The sequence below is a fragment of the Aequorivita sp. Q41 genome, assembly GCF_039831855.1.
Lineage (GTDB): Bacteria > Bacteroidota > Bacteroidia > Flavobacteriales > Flavobacteriaceae > Aequorivita.
On record NZ_JBDPMS010000001.1, the window covers coordinates 761,318 to 780,273 of the forward strand.

Here is an 18,956-nt window from a genome sequence, read left to right on the forward strand (position 1 = left end):
TATTACGCTGCTCAATTAGGAGCGAATACTTGTGAAAGTTCTGTAAGACTTGAAGTAGAAGTAACTATCAACGATACTGCTACACCAACAACAACAGATGATACACAAGAATTCTGTGCGGTAGACGCACCAACAGTAGCTGACATTCAAGTTAACGAAACGGATATTACTTGGTATGATGCGCCAACAGGCGGAAATGCGTACAACGCAACCGATCTTTTAGTAGACGGAACCACCTATTACGCTGCTCAATTAGGAGCGAATACTTGTGAAAGTTCTGTAAGACTTGAAGTAGAAGTAACTATCAACGATACAGCTACGCCAACAACAAATGATGATACACAGGATTTTTGTACCACCACCCCTCCAACGGTAGCTGACATTCAAGTTAACGAAACAGATATTACTTGGTATGATGCGCCAACAGGTGGAACTGCCTACAACGATACTGACCTTTTAATTGATGGAAATATTTATTACGCAGCACAATTAGGAACAAATGGTTGTGAAAGTTCAGTGAGACTTGCAGTTACTGTTACTGTTGATGACGTGGCAACCCCTACAACTGATGATGATACACAAGATTTCTGTACAGTTGATACCCCAACAGTAGGTGATATTCAGGTAAACGAACCAAACATTACTTGGTATAACGCACCAACTGGTGGAACTGCCTACAACGATACTGATCTTTTAATTGATGGGAATATTTATTATGCGGCTGCAACTGGAACAAATGGTTGTGAAAGCAGTATAAGACTTGCAGTAACCGTTACTGTTGCTGACGTAGCAACCCCTACAACAGACGATAGCACCCAAGATTTCTGTGCAGTAGATGCGCCAACAGTAGGCGATATTCAAGTAAACGAACCAAACATTACTTGGTATGACGCACCAACAGGTGGAACCGCTTACAACGATACTGATCTTTTAATTGATGGCAACATTTATTATGCGGCTGCAACTGGAACGAATGGCTGTGAAAGCTCAGTAAGACTTGAAGTAACCGTTACAATCGAAGATACTGCCACCCCTACTACCGATGATAGTACTCAAGACTTCTGTGCAGTAGATGCGCCAACAGTAGGTGATATTCAGGTAAACGAACCAAACATTACTTGGTATAACGCGCCAACTGGTGGAACTGCTTATAACAATACTGACCTTTTAATTGATGGCAATATTTATTATGCAGCTGCAACCGGAACAAATGGTTGTGAAAGTGCAACAAGACTTGAAGTTACTGTTACTGTTGCTGACGTGGCAACACCAACAACAGACGATAGCACTCAAGATTTCTGTGCAGTAGATGCGCCAACAGTAGGTGATATTCAGGTAAACGAACCAAATATTACTTGGTATGACGCACCAACAGGTGGAACTGCTTATAACAATACTGACCTTTTAATTGATGGGAACACTTATTATGCGGCAGCAACTGGAACAAATGGCTGTGAAAGCAGCACAAGACTTGAAGTAACTGTTACTGTAGGTGACACAAACACCCCAACTACTGATGACAATTCGCAAGATTTCTGTGCAGTAGATGCCCCAACCGTAGCTGATATTCAAGTAAATGAACCAAATGTAATCTGGTATGATGCTCCAATAGGTGGAAATGCATACACTGCAACAGATTTATTGATAGATGGAACAACTTATTACGCAGCGCTTACAGGCCCTTCTGGTTGTGAAAGCTCTGTTAGACTTGTAGTTTCAGTTACAATTAATGATTCTACTACTCCTACTACCGATGACGATGTACAAGAATTTTGTGCTGTAAACAATCCTACAGTAGCAAACTTAAATGTAAGAGGAACAAATATTGTTTGGTATGATGCGCCAATAGATGGAAACGCATACAACTTAACGGATCCACTAATAGATGGAAACATTTATTACGCTGCAGCAACTGGTGCTTCTGGATGTGAAAGCTCAAGCAGATTAGAAGTTACTGTTATCTTGAATAACGCTAGCGATCCAACAATTACTTCAGATGCAACTGGAGAAGTATGCTTGAACACAGTAATTACTTACACTACTGAAGCAGGAAACACAAATTATATTTGGAATGTTACTGGTGGCGATGCTATTGCTGGAGGTTCTAGTACAGATAATTTTATTACTGTACAATGGTCTTCAATAGACAATACTACAGTAAGCGTTAGTTATGATACTGTTGCAAATTGTTCTACCGGAACCAATACTGTTTTCACAGAAACCGTAGTAGTTTGTGCAGATATAACTATAGAAAAAACTGTTGATGTTCCTGAACCAATGGTTGGAGAAAATGTTGTGTTTACCATTTCGGTTCACAATTTAGGACCTAATGACTTTACCAATGTAGAGGTTTCAGAACAAATTCCTTCAGGATACGATCTTATAAACTTTACAACTAGCATCGGAACCTATGTACCTACTACTGGTATCTGGTCAATAGCTATTCTACCTGCTGAAGAAACAGCCATACTTACTGTAACGGTTAAAGTGCTTGGGCAAGGAGATTATTTAAACTCTGCTACAATAACTACTTCAGATCCTATGGATGCTGATGACACAAACAACACTGCCGAAGTAGACACAGAGCCTTTATGCCTATTTGTATTTAATGAGTTCTCTCCAAACAACGATGGTATCAACGATACTTTTGTAATAACGTGTATAGAGAATTTCCCTAATAGCTCCATTAAGATTTTCAATAGATATGGAAGTCTAGTATACGAAAAAGCAAAGTATGATAACAGCTGGAACGGAATAGGAAATGTGGGTAACACTAAAAAAGACGAGGTACTACCATCAGATACTTATTATTATATTTTAGAACTCGGCGATGGAACTAAACCAAAAAATGGATGGTTATTTTTAATAAAGTAATCTCAGGCAAACCCATTAACAAAACCGAATTAGAAAATCAAAAATAACATTATGAAACTACACATATCCTTAAAGACCATTAATTGCCTGGTCGTGGCGCTCGTATTAGCAATGTCCTCATATGCGCAACAAAACCCACAGTACACGCAATATATGTACAACACTATGAGCATTAACCCTGGTTATACAGGGTCTATGGGAACACTTGATGCCGTTCTTACATATAGAGATCAATGGGTAGGAATTGATGGCGCTCCAGTCTCGCAAAATTTTGGTATTCACAGTCCGCTTAGCAATGAAAAAATCGGACTGGGTCTAAACCTTCAAAACGATGAGATTGGCCCTGCACAAGAAATGTATGCAGATGCTAACTTTTCATACACCTTGCAAGTAAGCTCCACATTAAAACTTGGACTTGGTTTAAAAGCTGGAGCCAAAATTTTTAATGTAGATTTCTCAAAAGGTACTTTTGAAAATCCAGGCGGCGACCCACTAAACCAAAACATAGACAATAAGCTTACTACTGCATTAGGAGCTGGGGCTTATTTATATTCCGAAAAATGGTACTTAGGGCTTTCGGTTCCAGATTTTATTAGCAATAAATATTACGATGATATTGAAGAATCTGTAGCTGAAGAAGAAATTCAGTACTACCTAATCGGGGGGTATGTATTTGAATTAAGCCCATCTTTAAAATTTAAGCCAGCATTCCTTGCGAAATATGTACAAAACACACCTTTTGTAGTTGATGTTTCTGCAAACTTCCTAATCATGGATCAGTTTTCATTAGGAGCATCCTATAGATATGAAGACTCTGTAAGTGGGCTAGCTGGAGTTAATTTTATGAAAGGTTTTTTCGTAGGCTACTCGTATGACTATACACTTACAGACCTGAGCGATTACAACTCAGGTTCTCATGAAATTGTATTACGTTATACAATTCCACAAAAAAATAAAAAAGTAAACTCACCACGATATTTTTAAAATTATAAAAGATGAAAAAATTAATACTCTTCACCTTATTGATCATATCGGGTAAATCGTTTTCACAGGCAGAGCTAAGAAAAGCAGATCGTCTATACGAAGCCCACGCATACGCAGAGGCCGCAAAACTCTACTCAGACAAACTTGAGCAGGGCGGAACAGCTTCAACTGAAACATTTCTAAAAGCCGCTGACGCTAATTATTTTGTAAACAAAATGAGAGCGGCCGCAACTTTTTATGAAAAAGCAATGGCTTCAGACGCTACTATTCAAGAACCGTATTTATCAAGGTACGTAAGAAGCTTAAGAAGCGTTAGAGATTATGAAAAAGCAGATGAAATTTATCTTGATTATCTAACTAAAACAGGAAACACTATAGCTATAGAGAAGTTTAAAAACGAAATAGCAGCTTTCAAAGCCTTGAATGAAAGCGAAGAGCCTTCTCGTTATGCAGTTTCAAACTTGAATATAAATTCTAAATATTCAGATTTTGTTAATGTAATTAGAGGTGAAGAAGTAATTTTCTCTTCTGCACGCCCTGGCGCAGCTAAAGAACTTTATGACTGGAATGAACAGCCTTACTTAAGCCAATATGTAGCAACTAAAACTGAAACTGGGCAACTTGCTAATCCGCAACTTTTCGGACAGCAAATAAGCTCTAAATATCATGATGCCACTATCGCTTTTGTTCCTAACTCCGAAACAGTTTACTACACATCAAGCGCCTTAAATAAAAATAGATTGTTGTTAGATGATGAACAAAAAAATAACTTCAACATTTATAAAGGAATCTATAAGGATGGAAAAATCACTGGAAAGGAAACACTCTTTTTTAATAGTAATGATTATTCAACAGGGCACCCTTCAGTAACGAGCGACGGTAAATACTTGTTTTTTGCTAGTGATATGCCAGGAGGTTATGGCGAAGCAGACATCTATTATTGTGAAATCTTTGAAGACGGAAAACTTTCTACCCCAAAAAATGCTGGTGCACTAATTAACACTGCTGGAAACGATTTTTTCCCTTCTATGCATGATGGAGAACTTTATTTTTCATCAAATGGACACCTAGGTTTTGGTGGAATAGACAACTATGCTTCTAAGTTTGACAGCAAAGAAGGCACCTTCACTAAACCAGAAAATCTTGGTAAAGTGGTAAATACAATCGATGACGATTTTTCAATTATATTTAATGAAGATGGCAATTCTGGTTACTTATCATCAAACAGAGAAGGTGGAAAGGGAGATGATGATATTTATTTTTTCACAAGAACCCCACTTCCATGCGATCAATTTATTTCAGGAAAAATTATAGATAAATTATCTAAAAATGTACTTTCTGATGCAACGATTACTGTAAAAGATTCTACAAATATTGTAATTCAAACATTACAAGCCGAAGAAGACGGTACCTATAAAGTAAAAGTACCTTGCGACAATACCGTAACTGTAACAGCATCAAAAGAAGGATATATCGCCAAAACTGAAACTGTAACAACAGGAAGCGTTGATGGCGAAAACACTCCAGAATTAAATTTCGAATTAAATAAATACGAAGATATCATTGTAAAAGATGATAAAGGAGTTGAGAAAATAAAGATGGATCCTATTTACTTTGATTATAATAAAGCGGATATAACTGAGTCGGCAGCAGCTGTATTAAATAAAGCAGCTGAAGTGATGCGAGATATTCCAGAAATGACCATAAAAATTGAGTCTCATTCAGATTCTAGAGGGCCTGCAGCATACAACCTTTCTTTGTCAGACAAAAGAGCAAAGGCAACACAACAGTACCTTTACTCGCAAGGAATTGCTGAAGAGCGCATAGAAAGTGCTATTGGTTACGGAGAAAGTAGATTGCTTAATGAATGTGCAGATGGTGTAAAATGTTCTGATGAACAACACGATGTAAACAGAAGATCTGATTTTGTTATTATTAAAAGATAAAACTACTTTTATCAGGATTAATTTTTAAAATCCTACGACGAATCTAATTTTACCCAAACACTTACTAACGTGTTTGGGTATTTTTTTACATCAATGCACTATTAAAAAAAGATTAGTAGCTACATTAAATTATTATTTACCTAATAAGAATAAATAAAAAGTACTTTTAAACTGTATAGCAAATTACTAAGGGCCAAGAAAAGCTGTACGAAGCATCGTTTAACTAAAAAAAGCCAGTTGTTTTTCAACAAGAAAACTAAGCGATTAAATAATTCTTAAAAATGAAAGAAACTAGCTTAAAATGTAAATCCGAATTCACCCGTAATACCGAAGCTTCGCGCATCGGGATTGTCTAAGTAATTACCTCGGAAATTGAAATCTAATCTAAAAACACGGAAAATATTCCCTACACCAACACTCCATTCCCAGTATATATCTTCAGGTGCCTGATACACAATATTAGAAGCATTTACAGCTATATTTTCCTCAGAAATTTCACCATAAATTGCTCTAAAACCAACTACTTCACGTAAGTCTAGTTTTCGCAATAATGGAATACGAGAAAAAATACGTCCACCAAAATTGTGCTCCAAATGAAGCGAAGAATAGGTATCACTCACAAACTCATAATAATCCAATTGTGAAAAGGTATTGTAAAGGCTAAAATAAGTCTGGTTCCCAGGAATAGGGTTTAAAAGGCTTAAAGGAACAGCGCCAAAAGTTTTACCTACCTCAACGGTAGATAACAGACGTCCAAGCCCACCTATATTCCAGGGTTGTGTATAAAGCGCTTGCAGTTTTTTATATTCAAAATCACCCCCCATTACATCTTTTAACCCATAACTATAACCCGCATAAAACGATGGAAAATCGCCTTCATTAATAACGGTTTGCTCTACGCCATAACCAGAAGTTTTTCTTCCTGGCGCATATAAAAACCCTAGTTGAATTTCAGCTTGTTTTAATTCACTTTTTACTTCCCCTGTAAAAAGCCCATCTTCCATAACATTATAATCAATACTAAAAGTTTCAGTAGCAGATTTTAAAGTTCGATAGGAACCTGTTAAGCGTAAAATAAAATTTTTCCATGGTTCTATATCAAAACCAACGGTACTTAAATTTATTCGTGAAAGCCTATCATTGGCTCCAACAGACAATAATGAAGAAGACGCAAGGCTTCTGCCCAATACATCATTACTATTGGTTAAACTTGCTCCAGTTTGTTCTACATCGCGCCGATTTCCGCCAAAAACGGTTAGCCTTGATTTTCTATCTAAAAGCCATTTTCCAGAAATGCCATATTTAAAACGATCATCCCCAAAACCATAAGCTCCAAAAACCTCCAAACGCCACGGGTCATTTTGAGTAAAATAGGTTCTACCGCCTAAACGTACACGTAACCCTTCAGCTTCATTGTAACCAAAAATGGAAAATACTGGACCTATATCAAAATTATTTATTTCATAATACCCACTGGCGAGCGTGGCTCCAACATTATAAAGCGCTTTAAACCTAGGAACCGTTTTAAGGGTGTCGAGCATCTTATAAACCCCCGTTTCATCCTTACTAAGTTTTTCCATCCGGTTTATCTCCCAAAAATCATCCGGACGATTGTAGATTTCATAATTGTAGGGATCTACCTGTTGGTTGTAAAACTTTTTGTCTTTAGGGATATCAAAAGCATATTTGTCATATAGAGTAGTACGTTTTCCATAGACCCCTTTAGCCTCTTCTTTTTTCCGAAAACTGAAATCACTCATAAAGTAATCTCTAGTTATAAGAAAAATAGAATCGTTTAACACATCAAACTCTTGCTCAATATACACGTCGCGAACCCAGTTTAGATTCGCGCTTTTTGAGGCTTGAAGACTTATTTCTTTAATTGCCCAAGTAGTATCGTTAACCCAAAAATTTCCTTTGAAGGTAAGCTCGTTTTTTCGCCTTGGGTAATAAATAATGTTATAACACCATTTATTGTCCCGATACGCACTATCCTGAAGTACATAATTATAAACATCTATCCCTGTTCTAGACAGCGGACTTGTAAAAGCTTTGTCGAAAAATTTTAAGTAATTATCATATACATCATACTCGCTATAAAGATCTTTTACAAAAGCAATCAAGGTTTGATTATTCTCAAAACCTGAGTTTTTATTCCCTTGTAAAACTTCCTTTTCTTCATTAATTGAATTGTCACCATAAACTTTGGAAGCAGCTTCATTAATAAAAATAGGCAGGTAGGTATTTCCTGTTACATTTGAAGTATCAACCTGATCAAAAATGAACTCCATCCCCTTGAAAATTTTGCTTTTTATAAGCGCACTATCAATGGTATTTAAATCGAATTCCAACTTTTCGTACTTATCGTACTGATACTGTTTGAATTTTTTTACACCGTTTTCTCTTCTATTTTCCCATATTTTCCGAAGAATATCTATTGCTGGATTATTCTTTTTTGAGGTTTTTCCACTATAAACCACCACTTCATCTAAGGCATCAGCACTTTCCTCCATAAGCACTTCCATGGAATACGTACTTCGTGAAGCGAGCTCTACTTCTTTCGTAGTGTACCCAATAAATGAAAAAATAACAGTTTTATAGGTCTTATCACTTTCTAAATAAAAACGTCCGTTTTCATCAGAAATAGTCCCTTCCTGTGAGTCTTTAAAAATAACATTCGCGAAAGAAACAGGATACCCAGTAGCATCCGTAATAACGCCACTCACTTTGGTTTGAGAATATACCGAAGCACTAATAACTATAAAAAAAGATAAAAGGAAGTGCTTCATAAAATAACTGGTAACTAATATTTAGTAAAGTGTATAAAATTAGTCTCTATAAAGCACTTTCTTTACAGCCTTAACAACATCTTCACTATTAGGCAACCATTCCTGTAATAAAGCTGGAGAATATGGCGCGGGTGTATCAGCTGTATTTATTTTTATGATTGGCGCGTCTAAATAATCAAAAGCTTTGTTTTGTACCATATATGTAATTTCGGTAGCTATGTTTCCAAATGGCCATGCTTCTTCAAGAATTACAAGTCGGTTTGTTTTTTTAACAGACTCAAGAATAGCTTCTTGATCCATTGGTCGCACTGTGCGTAAATCAATAATTTCGCATTCTATACCTTCTTCTGAAAGTGTATCTGCTGCTTTATAAGCTTCTTTTATAATTTTTCCGAAGGAAACAATAGTTACATCCTTTCCTTTTCTCTTAATATCAGCAACACCAAGAGGAATTAAATATTCTCCTTCTGGCACCTCCCCTTTATCGCCATACATTTGTTCGCTTTCCATAAAAATAACTGGATCATTATCGCGAATAGCACTTTTAAGCAAGCCTTTTGCATCGGCAGGATTACTTGGCACAACTACTTTTAACCCTGGACAGTTTGCATACCAGCTTTCAAAAGCCTGGCTGTGTGTCGCAGCAAGTTGACCAGCAGAAGCTGTTGGCCCACGAAAAACGATAGGAATATTAAACTGCCCTCCACTCATCTGGCGCATTTTGGCAGCATTATTTATAATTTGATCTATCGCCACCAACGAAAAGTTAAAGGTCATAAACTCAATAATCGGTCTGTTGCCGTTCATTGCTGAGCCCACTCCAATACCCGAAAAACCCATCTCGGAAATTGGGGTATCTATTATGCGTTTTGCGCCAAACTCGTCTAGCATTCCTTTACTGGCTTTATAAGCACCGTTGTATTCGGCTACTTCCTCGCCCATTAAATATATGGATTCATCGCGACGCATTTCTTCGCTCATCGCTTCCTGTATGGCTTCTCTGAATTGTAATGTTTTCATCTGTCTAAATTGAAATGTAAATAACTGAAATTTTTCAGGGATAGCAAAAATACTATAATTCCAATCTGTTTAGTATTATTTTTTAACTTTTAACCTAAATTTATTATGCATGCATAATAAAAAAAAGAAATATATCCGTAACTTCGCCCGCAAGCAATCTTAAATAGATGTAACTCATTATTTTTGCTGAAAATTTACAATCCAAAAACATTCAAAAAAATGAAAATATTAGTCTGTATTAGTCACGTACCGGACACAACTTCAAAAATTAACTTCACCGACGGCGACACAAAATTTGACACAAATGGCGTTCAATTTGTTATAAATCCAAATGATGAATTTGGGCTTACACGCGCTATGTGGTTTAAGGAAAAACAAGGAGCAACAGTACATGTAATTAATGTTGGTGGCGCAGAAACGGAGCCAACCTTACGCAAAGCCTTGGCAATTGGCGCAGATGAAGCAATACGTATAAATACTCCTGCCACCGACGGATATTCTGTTGCAAAACAACTTGCAAATGTTGTAAAAGAAGGTGGATACAATTTAGTAATTGGTGGTCGTGAATCCATAGATTACAACGGCGGCATGGTTCCAGGAATGGTTGCAAAACTTATTGGAGCAAATTTCGTAAATACATGTATTGGTCTTGAAGTAGAAGGCGATAACGCAACTGCAATTCGAGAAATTGACGGTGGAAAAGAAACTTTAAAAACCTCGCTTCCATTAGTTATTGGCGGTCAAAAAGGTTTGGTAGAAGAAAGCGATTTACGCATTCCAAACATGCGTGGTATTATGCAAGCGCGTTCAAAACCACTTAATGTAAAGGAACCTATTGCTTCAGATTCAGAAACCAACACGGTTTCTTTTGAAAAACCAGCTCCAAAAGGAAGTGTTAAATTGGTTGATAATGTAGACGAATTGGTGAGTCTTTTGCACAACGAAGCGAAAGTTATATAATACCATAATCGGCCAACCACAATTTTAAATAATAACAATAATTTACGAAAACAATAATCAGTCTAAAAATCGTAAATCTAAAATCGTAAATCTAATGTCAGTTTTAGTATATACAGAATCAGAAGAAGGAAAAATTAAGAAAATAGCCCTAGAAGCCGTTTCGTATGCAAAAGGAATTGCGGACCAAATGGGGACTTCGGTTACTGCGGTTAGCATAAATGCAAATGGTACTTCAGAATTAGGAAAATACGGTGCTTCAAAAGTATTGCAGGTTTCTAATGACAAATTAAGCAAGTTTAACGCTGAGGCCTATGCATACGTTGTAGCACAAGCTGCTAAAGCAGAAGACGCTAAAGTAATTGTAATGACTTCAAGCGCAAACAGCAAGTTTTTAGCACCACTATTAGCGGTAAATTTGGAAGCGGGCTTTGTGCCAAACGCAGTTGGTTTGCCTGAAAGCACTTCACCATTTAAGGTTAAGCACAATGTTTTTACAAACAAAGCATTCGCAATAACTGAAATTACCACCGATAGAAAAATTATTGGTTTAGGAAAAAATTCCTACGGCTTAAAGGAGAATGAAACTTCAGCAACTTCGGAAGCATTTTCTCCAAGCTTAGATGCACACGATTTTAATATGGAAGTTATTTCCGTAGACAAAGCAACCGATAAAGTAACCATAGCCGATGCGGAAGTAGTTGTTTCTGGCGGTCGCGGACTTAAAGGTCCTGAAAACTGGGGAATGATTGAAGAGTTGGCAAAAACTTTGGGCGCTGCTACAGCATGTTCAAAACCTGTGAGCGATTTAGGCTGGAGACCACATAGCGAGCACGTTGGGCAAACTGGTAAGCCTGTAGCTTCTAATCTGTATATTGCCATTGGTATTTCTGGAGCTATTCAGCATTTGGCTGGTATCAACGCTTCAAAAGTAAAAGTTGTAATTAATAACGATCCTGAAGCTCCTTTCTTTAAAGCTGCAGACTACGGTATTGTTGGTGATGCTTTTGAGGTTGTACCAAAACTCATCGAAAAATTAAAAGAATTTAAAGCGCAGAACGCATAATTTTTTATTAATTTGTGCCTGAAATAAAGGCTGTTTAAATAAGGAAACACCCTCGTTTAAACAGCTTATTTTTTTATTTGTTATTTTTATAACCCACTGTTTATCTGAACAGAGCGCTTAACTACTGACTATTGATTGTTGAAAAATGAGTTTAGTAAAACTTACTATAAAAGGAATTTCATACAGCCAAACACAAAATGGCGCGTACGCACTTATTTTAAATGAAGTGGACGGCGACCGCAAACTACCTATTGTAATCGGAGCTTTTGAAGCGCAATCGATAGCTATTGCACTCGAAAAAGAAATAACACCTCCAAGACCACTTACACACGATCTTTTTAAAAACTTTGCAGACCGCTTTCAAATAGTCGTAAAGCAAATAATAATTCACAAATTAGTAGACGGTGTTTTTTATTCCAGCATTATCTGTGAATGCGACAAAATTGAAGAAATAATTGATGCCCGAACCAGTGATGCCATAGCATTAGCACTTCGGTTTAAAGCTCCAATTTTTACATATAAAAACATTTTAGACAAAGCTGGGATTTATTTAAAAACACCAACTTCCAAAAAAAACCTCTCAAAAAAAGAAGAAACCGTAATAGAAAATTTAATTTTAGGAGAAGATAAAGAATCTGTAAAACCTACCAGTGAAGATTATAGCAAGTTTAGTTTAAATCAACTAAATAAAATGCTAGATGAAGCTGTGAATAATGAAAATTACGAAAAAGCTGCAAGCGTTCGTGATGAAATATCAAAAAGACAGTAGCTTCGTTTAAAATAATTGAAAGAAGATAATTATAACTATTTTATGCAAAAAATACTATTTGCCGCAATAATTTTTCTTTTCTTCGGAAATATGTTTGGTCAAAGCATTGAAAAAACGTGGCTATTTTTAGATATAAAAGACGAAACTGGACTTTCCTTATTTCAAATAAACCCAGAAAAAGATTTTCTAAAACTCGAAAACGGTTCGTTCGAATATCAAATAACCGCACACGACAGCATAAAATCCAGTGGCGATTATTTATTACAAAATAACTTATTAGTCCTTTTCTTTAACACCCCAAAGGACAGCATTAGAAGGTTTCGTGTGGCAACCGTTACAGACACCTCACTCACGCTTTCAGAAAATAATTTTAAATACAATTTAATCATCCCCAAAGCTGAAGTTGCCCCCACATTAACCACTGTTACAAAAGCTTCAGATATTATGCCAAGCCAAGGATTTTCAATGCAAAGTCTGTGGCGTGGTGCATTAGGAATGTTCTCTTTATTATTTATTGCATTTCTTTTTAGTGCAAATAGAAATGCAATAAACTGGAAAACTGTAGGCTTAGGACTGGCTTTTCAATTAATCATTGCTATAGGCGTATTAAAAGTTTCTTTTGTTCAAAATATTTTTGAAGGCATTGGGCAAATTTTCGTTAGCGTTCTTGAATTTACACAAGCTGGAAGCAAGTTTCTTTTTGAAGGCTTAGTTGTAGATATGGATACCTTCGGTTTTATTTTTGCTTTTCAGGTTTTACCAACCATCATTTTCTTTTCAGCCTTAACCTCCGTTTTATTTTATTTAGGAATCATACAAAAGATTGTAAAAATAATGGCTTGGCTTTTAACCAAAACATTAAAAATTTCTGGCGCTGAAAGCTTAAGTGTTGCAGGAAATATATTTTTAGGACAGACGGAAGCACCACTTCTAATTAAAGCCTATTTAGAGAAAATGAACAAAAGCGAAATGCTTCTTGTTATGATTGGCGGAATGGCAACTGTAGCCGGAGCAGTACTTGCAGCCTATATTGGATTTTTGGGTGGCGACGATCCTGTTTTAAGATTAACCTTTGCAAAACACCTTTTAGCAGCTTCGGTTATGGCAGCTCCTGGGGCAATTGTAATATCAAAAATTCTATATCCACAAACAGAATCTATAAATACAGATGTAAAAGTTTCTTCTGAAAAAATTGGCTCAAACATTCTAGATGCTATTGCCAATGGAACTACAGAAGGACTAAAACTCGCTGTAAATGTAGGTGCCATGCTTTTGGTTTTTGTTGCATTTATTGCAATGCTAAACGGTATTTTAGGCACCATAGCCAGCTTTGACGGATTTTCAATCGCGTTTCTAAATATTGACTGGCATTTTATGTCGCTTAATGAATTTATTGCAAAAAATTCTACCTACGATGGGCTTTCACTTGAATTTATTCTGGGTACTATTTTCGCCCCTTTAATGTGGTTAATAGGTGTAGCAAAAGAAGATATGATGATGATGGGACAACTGTTAGGAATCAAACTTGCCGCAAGTGAATTTGTAGGCTATATTCAGCTAGCAGAACTTAAAAATGCAACAAATGACTTGCATTTAAATTACGAAAAAAGCATCATTATGGCCACCTATATGCTTTGTGGTTTTGCAAATTTTGCTTCTATTGGGATTCAAATTGGCGGAATTGGTTCTTTAGCACCAGGACAACGTAAAGTGCTTTCAAAATTTGGAATGAAAGCGTTGATAGGCGGAACAATAGCTTCACTAATTTCTGCTACAATTGCTGGGATGATTATTGGATAGTTATTTAGTGTAGTTAATAACTTTTTAAATAATATAGGCAACGCATGCGTTCTCTTAATGTGATTTCTCTATTTTAGAAAACTCTAAAAAGCGATGGCATATGAAGCAATACCACGACCTCTTAAAACACGTACTCGAAAACGGAACTGAAAAACAAGACCGCACTGGTACTGGCACCAAAAGTGTTTTTGGCTACCAAATGCGATTTGATCTCAGTGAAGGTTTTCCGATGATTACCACCAAAAAACTTCACTTAAAATCAATTGTTTACGAACTTCTATGGTTTTTAAATGGAGATACTAACATAAAGTACCTACAAGAAAACGGAGTTCGTATATGGAATGAATGGGCAGATAAAAATGGTGATTTAGGGCCGGTTTATGGCCACCAATGGAGAAATTGGAACAGCGAAGAAATAGATCAGATTTCAGAAATAATTGAAACACTTAAAAAAAACCCAGATAGCCGCAGAATGCTTGTAAGCGCATGGAATCCAAGTGTTATGCCCAACACTTCAAAACCTTTTGCTGAGAATGTAGCAAATGGAAAAGCCGCTCTTCCACCCTGCCATGCTTTCTTCCAGTTTTATGTTGCCAATGGCAAATTATCGTGCCAATTATACCAACGAAGCGCTGATATCTTCCTAGGCGTTCCTTTCAATATCGCCTCCTATGCTTTATTAACAATGATGGTTGCGCAAGTTTGTGGGTACCAAGCAGGAGATTTTATTCATACCTTTGGAGATGCCCATATTTACAGCAACCATTACAAACAAGTTGAACTTCAGCTTACTCGAGAAACACGTACGTTACCAAAAATGTTGCTCAATCCAGATGTAAAAGATATATTTGGCTTCACTTTTGATGATTTTACCCTTGTGGAGTATAATCCCCACCCGCATATTAAAGGCGCTGTTGCCATTTAAACAAAAAAAACATTATGAAAAATCTAATTTTTGCGCTTTGCATCCTTTTTACTTCAACCCTTTTCGCGCAAAAAGAATGGGGAAATGTAAATAAAAATAAGGTAACTTTAAAAGAAATTAGCCCTATCTGGCCTGGTTGTGAGAGTGGTAACGTTGCACAACGAGATGCGTGTTTCAATCAGAAATTAGCTACACATATTGCTAAAAACTTTAAATATCCAGCCGAAGCATACAAGAAGAATGAAGAAGGAAAAGTAACTATAGAGTTTGTTGTTAATGAAAAAGGAATTGTGGAAATAGACAAAGTGTATGGGGCAACTAAACTATTACAAGAAGAGGCAAAAAGAAATATTTTGTCTATCCCAAAAATGGCAAAACCAGGAATGATGGGCGGTAAACCCCGAGCAATTAAAATGACTGTAAACATCCCATTTAAAACTGGGAAATAACATTTTTTGTGTTTTTTTAATGCGCTAACCCTAGTTTAACAACTGTTTAACGCAATTATAAGAGCCTTCAACAATTTTAATAATTATATTTAAAGTGTCGTCAAAATACGACACTTTTTTTATGACTGCAATTGCTACATTGGTTTCATTTTTTAGTGAAACCCGCCAACATACCGAAAATATTTGCAAACCGCTGGAGATTGAAGATTACGTTGTCCAGCCCATTGTAGATGTTTCCCCTCCTAAATGGCATCTTGGCCACACAACATGGTTTTTTGAGGAATTTATTTTAAAACCACATAAGCCAGGTTATAAATTATTTCATGAGGATTTTGCATTTGTTTTCAATAGTTATTATGAAAACATTGGAAAACGTGTAATTAGAAATGATCGCGGAAACCTTTCCAGGCCAAGTGTGGCAAAAGTTTATGAATACCGTAAGTATGTAACAAATGAATTAAAAAAATTTCTTTTAGATGAAATTTCTGAAGCTATACAAGAAATTTTAATAATAGGTATACATCATGAAAAACAACACCAAGAACTTCTTTTAACAGATATAAAATACATTTTAGGGAACAATCCGCTGCTTCCTAAATACACTGATTCATTTTCTGAAAATCCAATTCAAAATTTTGCACAAGAATGGATTTCAATACAAGAGGGGGTTTATGAAATTGGCCACAACAAGCCCGAAGAGTTCTGTTATGACAATGAATTAAACCGTCATAAGGTATACCTTCCGGATTATAAAATTTCAAACAAACTCGTTACCAACGCCGAATTTCTTGATTTTATAAATGCTAATGGCTATAAAGATTTCAACCTTTGGCATGCGGAAGGCTTGGATTGGGTAAAACAGAATAATATTACCGCCCCACTGTATTGGCATTTAATAGATGGCGAATGGCACCAATATACTTTAGCTGGACTTCAAAAAATAAATTTAAACGCAGCCGTATCACATATTTCCTATTTTGAAGCATTCGCATATGCCCAATGGAAAGGGTGTCGTCTTCCCACAGAATTTGAATGGGAAATAGCACAAAAGAAATTCAAATGGGGATCTCGATGGGAATGGACAGAAAGTGCCTACCTCCCCTACCCAAAATACACCAAAGCGCCTGGCGCAATTGGAGAGTACAATGGAAAATTTATGGTGAACCAAAAAGTACTTCGCGGCGGTTCTGTTGCTACACCCAACTTACATACACGACCTACCTACCGAAATTTTTTTCAAACAAATTTAAGATGGCAATTTACTGGGTTAAGGTTGGCCAAATAATTACGACAAAGCGTTTATGGAAATTAAAACAAAACCTCAATTAGATACAACTTTTAAAAACGAAGTTTTTAAAGGGCTGTCTTCATTTCCCAAATTCCTTTCGTCAAAATACTTTTATGATAAAAAAGGGGATCGCCTTTTTCAGGATATTATGGCTATGCCATCGTATTATCTTACTGGTTGTGAATATCAAATTATTTCGTCGAATACAAAAACCATAGGCGAGCTTTTTCGGGATCGTAAAAATGGGCTAGACCTAATTGAATTAGGTGCAGGAGATGGAAAAAAGACAAAAGTATTGCTGAAGTATATGGCAGAAAATGATTTCAACTTTATATACAAACCTATTGATATTAGTGAGAATGCTGTAGAAATGCTGTCTAATAATCTAGCTGATGAAATGCCAACTCTAAACGTTGATGCTGAAGCTGGTGAATATTTTGAAGTTCTAGATAGGCTGAAAGGCTTCAACAAACGCAAAAAAGTAATCATGGTCTTGGGTAGTAATATTGGCAATTTAAAACACCCAAAAGCAATTGAATTTCTTTCAAAACTTAAAGACACAATGCTTTCTGACGATTTACTTTTTATGGGGTTCGACCAAAAAAAGAATCCACAAACCATCTTAAATGCTTACAATGATGACACTGGAATTACAGCAGCATTCAATAAAAATATTTTAACACGAATTAATCGCGAGTTAGCAGGGAATTTTGAAGAAGCTAAATTTAACCATTGGGAAGTTTACGACCCTGAAACTGGAACAGCCAAAAGTTTTTTAGTAGCAACGGAAGCTATGGAAGTAAGTATCCAAAAATTGGGACTTACCATACGTTTTGATCCCTGGGAAACTATCCACACGGAGATTTCGCAGAAGTATGACGATAAAACAGTTCGTTGGCTTGCAGCACAAGCTGGCCTAAGAATAGAAACTTCATTCACGGATGCGAAAGGCTACTATAAAAATTACGTTTTCAGAAAAGAATAAAAGCCTATCTTTTTAAAATAGTCAATAAATATTCTAGCTCATTTTCAGTATTATAATAATGAAAACTAACTCTAATACCTCCACCACGAGGCGAACATATTATATTATTATCACGTAGTTTTTGAAATAATTCCATATCTCCTTTTAAATTAAAAATGGAACTATGTTTTTCACGAAGCAAGGTGTTTTTTTTTAAAAGTCCCATTTCAGCAAAATTATTCTTTGCTTTCTCTGCAAGTGTTGCTATTGCATGGTAAATTTTATCTACCCCTAATTTTTGTTGAAATAAAATTGCCTGCTCCAAGCTACCGTAATTCAAAGTGTCTTGATGGCCTGGTTCAAAATGTTTCATAAAGGCGGTTTCAATTGGTTTACTTTCAAATTTTTCAGCAGAATTAAATCCTAAGGTTTTTGGAAATATCCGAGCTCGCGCAGCTTCTTTTATCATTATAAATCCATTGCCATAACCCGCAGTAAGCCATTTATAGGCACTAGCGCCCAAAACATCAATTGCAGTATCTTTAAAACTAAATTTTTCGGTTCCTAGGTATTGCGTGCCATCTGCAATGAGAAGCATATTGGGGTTTTGGCTTTTTAATTTTTTTAAAAAATCTAAATCAATTTTAATTCCGTTTAGCCATTGCACAACACTAAACATAAATATATCTGGGGCATGTTTGGCAACTGCAGCTTCAATATTACTTTCTAAATTTTCGTCTATTTCTGCATAACACACCCTAAAATCACGTGTTTCAACAGGCCAGCCCAAAGAAGGATAGTCATTTTTTAATAATAGAATTTTTTGACCTTTTGGAAGCCCTTCCAACACTGTATTTATTCCAAATGAAAAATTAGGCACCAAGGCTGTTTCTGTGGCAGATGCATCAAAAAAATTAGCTACAGTCATTCTAATTTGCTCAATATGCCTTTTATGCTCATCGCGAAAAACACTAGCATGATTCATTAAATTTAAATCGTGCTGGTGGCGCCATGCTATTATAGGTCTGGGAATCACACCATTTGAAGCAGTATTAAGATAAGTACATGAGGATAAAGCGGGAAAATGATTTCTTATTTCTTCCATAGTAAATGGCCAAAATGGCG

Annotated in this window: 14 protein-coding genes; 11 read left to right on the plus strand and 3 right to left on the minus strand. The window is 36.1% G+C overall.

Annotated elements, in window-relative coordinates; all coding sequences use genetic code 11:
* The 3 genes from ABJ955_RS03540 to ABJ955_RS03550 all read left to right on the plus strand — a co-directional run.
* A partial coding sequence (locus ABJ955_RS03540) for a gliding motility-associated C-terminal domain-containing protein (RefSeq protein WP_347373223.1) occupies nucleotides 1-2,874 on the plus strand: 2,874 nt, incomplete at its 5' end.
* A 51-nt stretch (nucleotides 2,875-2,925) separates the two neighbouring features.
* Nucleotides 2,926-3,858, plus strand: coding sequence for a type IX secretion system membrane protein PorP/SprF (locus ABJ955_RS03545; protein WP_347373224.1), 933 nt, complete (start codon nucleotides 2,926-2,928; stop codon nucleotides 3,856-3,858).
* 11 nt (nucleotides 3,859-3,869) lie between these two features.
* Nucleotides 3,870-5,804, plus strand: coding sequence for an OmpA family protein (locus ABJ955_RS03550; protein ID WP_347373225.1), 1,935 nt, complete (start codon nucleotides 3,870-3,872; stop codon nucleotides 5,802-5,804).
* Between the two features lie 296 nt (nucleotides 5,805-6,100).
* Here the strand turns inward: ABJ955_RS03550 and ABJ955_RS03555 are convergent, their stop codons facing one another.
* Both ABJ955_RS03555 and ABJ955_RS03560 read right to left on the minus strand, forming a co-directional pair.
* The gene (locus tag ABJ955_RS03555; RefSeq protein ID WP_347373226.1) at nucleotides 6,101-8,593 is read right to left on the minus strand and encodes a DUF5686 family protein; all 2,493 of its coding nucleotides are present in this window, start codon (nucleotides 8,591-8,593) and stop codon (nucleotides 6,101-6,103) included.
* Between the two features lie 39 nt (nucleotides 8,594-8,632).
* Nucleotides 8,633-9,613: a pyruvate dehydrogenase complex E1 component subunit beta gene (locus ABJ955_RS03560; RefSeq protein WP_347373227.1), complete on the minus strand. Its 981-nt coding sequence runs from the start codon at nucleotides 9,611-9,613 to the stop codon at nucleotides 8,633-8,635.
* A gap of 219 nt (nucleotides 9,614-9,832) precedes the next feature.
* Here ABJ955_RS03560 and ABJ955_RS03565 point away from each other — a divergent pair, with 219 nt between their 5' ends.
* The 8 genes from ABJ955_RS03565 (at nucleotide 9,833) to ABJ955_RS03600 (ending at nucleotide 17,852) form a co-directional block, all read left to right on the plus strand.
* Nucleotides 9,833-10,573, plus strand: coding sequence for an electron transfer flavoprotein subunit beta/FixA family protein (locus ABJ955_RS03565; protein WP_347373228.1), 741 nt, complete (start codon nucleotides 9,833-9,835; stop codon nucleotides 10,571-10,573).
* A gap of 94 nt (nucleotides 10,574-10,667) precedes the next feature.
* On the plus strand, nucleotides 10,668-11,636 hold the full coding sequence (locus ABJ955_RS03570) for an electron transfer flavoprotein subunit alpha/FixB family protein (protein ID WP_347373229.1): 969 nt from the start codon (nucleotides 10,668-10,670) through the stop codon (nucleotides 11,634-11,636).
* A gap of 145 nt (nucleotides 11,637-11,781) precedes the next feature.
* On the plus strand, nucleotides 11,782-12,405 hold the full coding sequence (locus ABJ955_RS03575; protein ID WP_347373230.1) for a bifunctional nuclease family protein: 624 nt from the start codon (nucleotides 11,782-11,784) through the stop codon (nucleotides 12,403-12,405).
* A gap of 42 nt (nucleotides 12,406-12,447) precedes the next feature.
* Nucleotides 12,448-14,205: a nucleoside transporter C-terminal domain-containing protein gene (locus tag ABJ955_RS03580; RefSeq protein ID WP_347373231.1), complete on the plus strand. Its 1,758-nt coding sequence runs from the start codon at nucleotides 12,448-12,450 to the stop codon at nucleotides 14,203-14,205.
* Nucleotides 14,206-14,305: 100 nt separating this feature from the next.
* Nucleotides 14,306-15,130: a thymidylate synthase gene (locus ABJ955_RS03585; RefSeq protein WP_347373232.1), complete on the plus strand. Its 825-nt coding sequence runs from the start codon at nucleotides 14,306-14,308 to the stop codon at nucleotides 15,128-15,130.
* 14 nt (nucleotides 15,131-15,144) lie between these two features.
* The gene (locus tag ABJ955_RS03590; protein WP_347373233.1) at nucleotides 15,145-15,579 is read left to right on the plus strand and encodes an energy transducer TonB; all 435 of its coding nucleotides are present in this window, start codon (nucleotides 15,145-15,147) and stop codon (nucleotides 15,577-15,579) included.
* A 121-nt stretch (nucleotides 15,580-15,700) separates the two neighbouring features.
* Nucleotides 15,701-16,864 carry an ergothioneine biosynthesis protein EgtB gene (egtB, locus tag ABJ955_RS03595; RefSeq protein ID WP_347373234.1) on the plus strand — a complete coding sequence of 388 codons (1,164 nt, stop codon included), beginning with the start codon at nucleotides 15,701-15,703 and terminating at the stop codon, nucleotides 16,862-16,864.
* 16 nt (nucleotides 16,865-16,880) lie between these two features.
* Nucleotides 16,881-17,852: an L-histidine N(alpha)-methyltransferase gene (locus ABJ955_RS03600; protein WP_347373235.1), complete on the plus strand. Its 972-nt coding sequence runs from the start codon at nucleotides 16,881-16,883 to the stop codon at nucleotides 17,850-17,852.
* A 4-nt stretch (nucleotides 17,853-17,856) separates the two neighbouring features.
* On the opposite strand, the gene ABJ955_RS03605 is transcribed toward ABJ955_RS03600, so the two are convergent.
* Nucleotides 17,857-18,936, minus strand: coding sequence for an aminotransferase class V-fold PLP-dependent enzyme (locus ABJ955_RS03605; protein WP_347373236.1), 1,080 nt, complete (start codon nucleotides 18,934-18,936; stop codon nucleotides 17,857-17,859).
* Between the last annotated feature and the right edge of the window lie 20 nt (nucleotides 18,937-18,956).

Excerpts from the sequence above, each read along its gene's own strand:
- ABJ955_RS03565 (WP_347373228.1), top strand. The coding sequence starts at position 9,833 with ATGAAAATATTAGTCTGTATTAGTCACGTACCGGACACAACTTCAAAA.
- ABJ955_RS03580 (WP_347373231.1), top strand. The coding sequence starts at position 12,448 with ATGCAAAAAATACTATTTGCCGCAATAATTTTTCTTTTCTTCGGAAAT.
- ABJ955_RS03605 (WP_347373236.1), bottom strand. The coding sequence starts at position 18,936 with ATGGAAGAAATAAGAAATCATTTTCCCGCTTTATCCTCATGTACTTAT.
- ABJ955_RS03575 (WP_347373230.1), top strand. The coding sequence starts at position 11,782 with ATGAGTTTAGTAAAACTTACTATAAAAGGAATTTCATACAGCCAAACA.
- ABJ955_RS03550 (WP_347373225.1), top strand. The coding sequence starts at position 3,870 with ATGAAAAAATTAATACTCTTCACCTTATTGATCATATCGGGTAAATCG.
- ABJ955_RS03600 (WP_347373235.1), top strand. The coding sequence starts at position 16,881 with ATGGAAATTAAAACAAAACCTCAATTAGATACAACTTTTAAAAACGAA.
- egtB (WP_347373234.1), top strand. The coding sequence starts at position 15,701 with ATGACTGCAATTGCTACATTGGTTTCATTTTTTAGTGAAACCCGCCAA.
- ABJ955_RS03590 (WP_347373233.1), top strand. The coding sequence starts at position 15,145 with ATGAAAAATCTAATTTTTGCGCTTTGCATCCTTTTTACTTCAACCCTT.
- ABJ955_RS03545 (WP_347373224.1), top strand. The coding sequence starts at position 2,926 with ATGAAACTACACATATCCTTAAAGACCATTAATTGCCTGGTCGTGGCG.
- ABJ955_RS03555 (WP_347373226.1), bottom strand. The coding sequence starts at position 8,593 with ATGAAGCACTTCCTTTTATCTTTTTTTATAGTTATTAGTGCTTCGGTA.
- ABJ955_RS03570 (WP_347373229.1), top strand. The coding sequence starts at position 10,668 with ATGTCAGTTTTAGTATATACAGAATCAGAAGAAGGAAAAATTAAGAAA.
- ABJ955_RS03560 (WP_347373227.1), bottom strand. The coding sequence starts at position 9,613 with ATGAAAACATTACAATTCAGAGAAGCCATACAGGAAGCGATGAGCGAA.
- ABJ955_RS03585 (WP_347373232.1), top strand. The coding sequence starts at position 14,306 with ATGAAGCAATACCACGACCTCTTAAAACACGTACTCGAAAACGGAACT.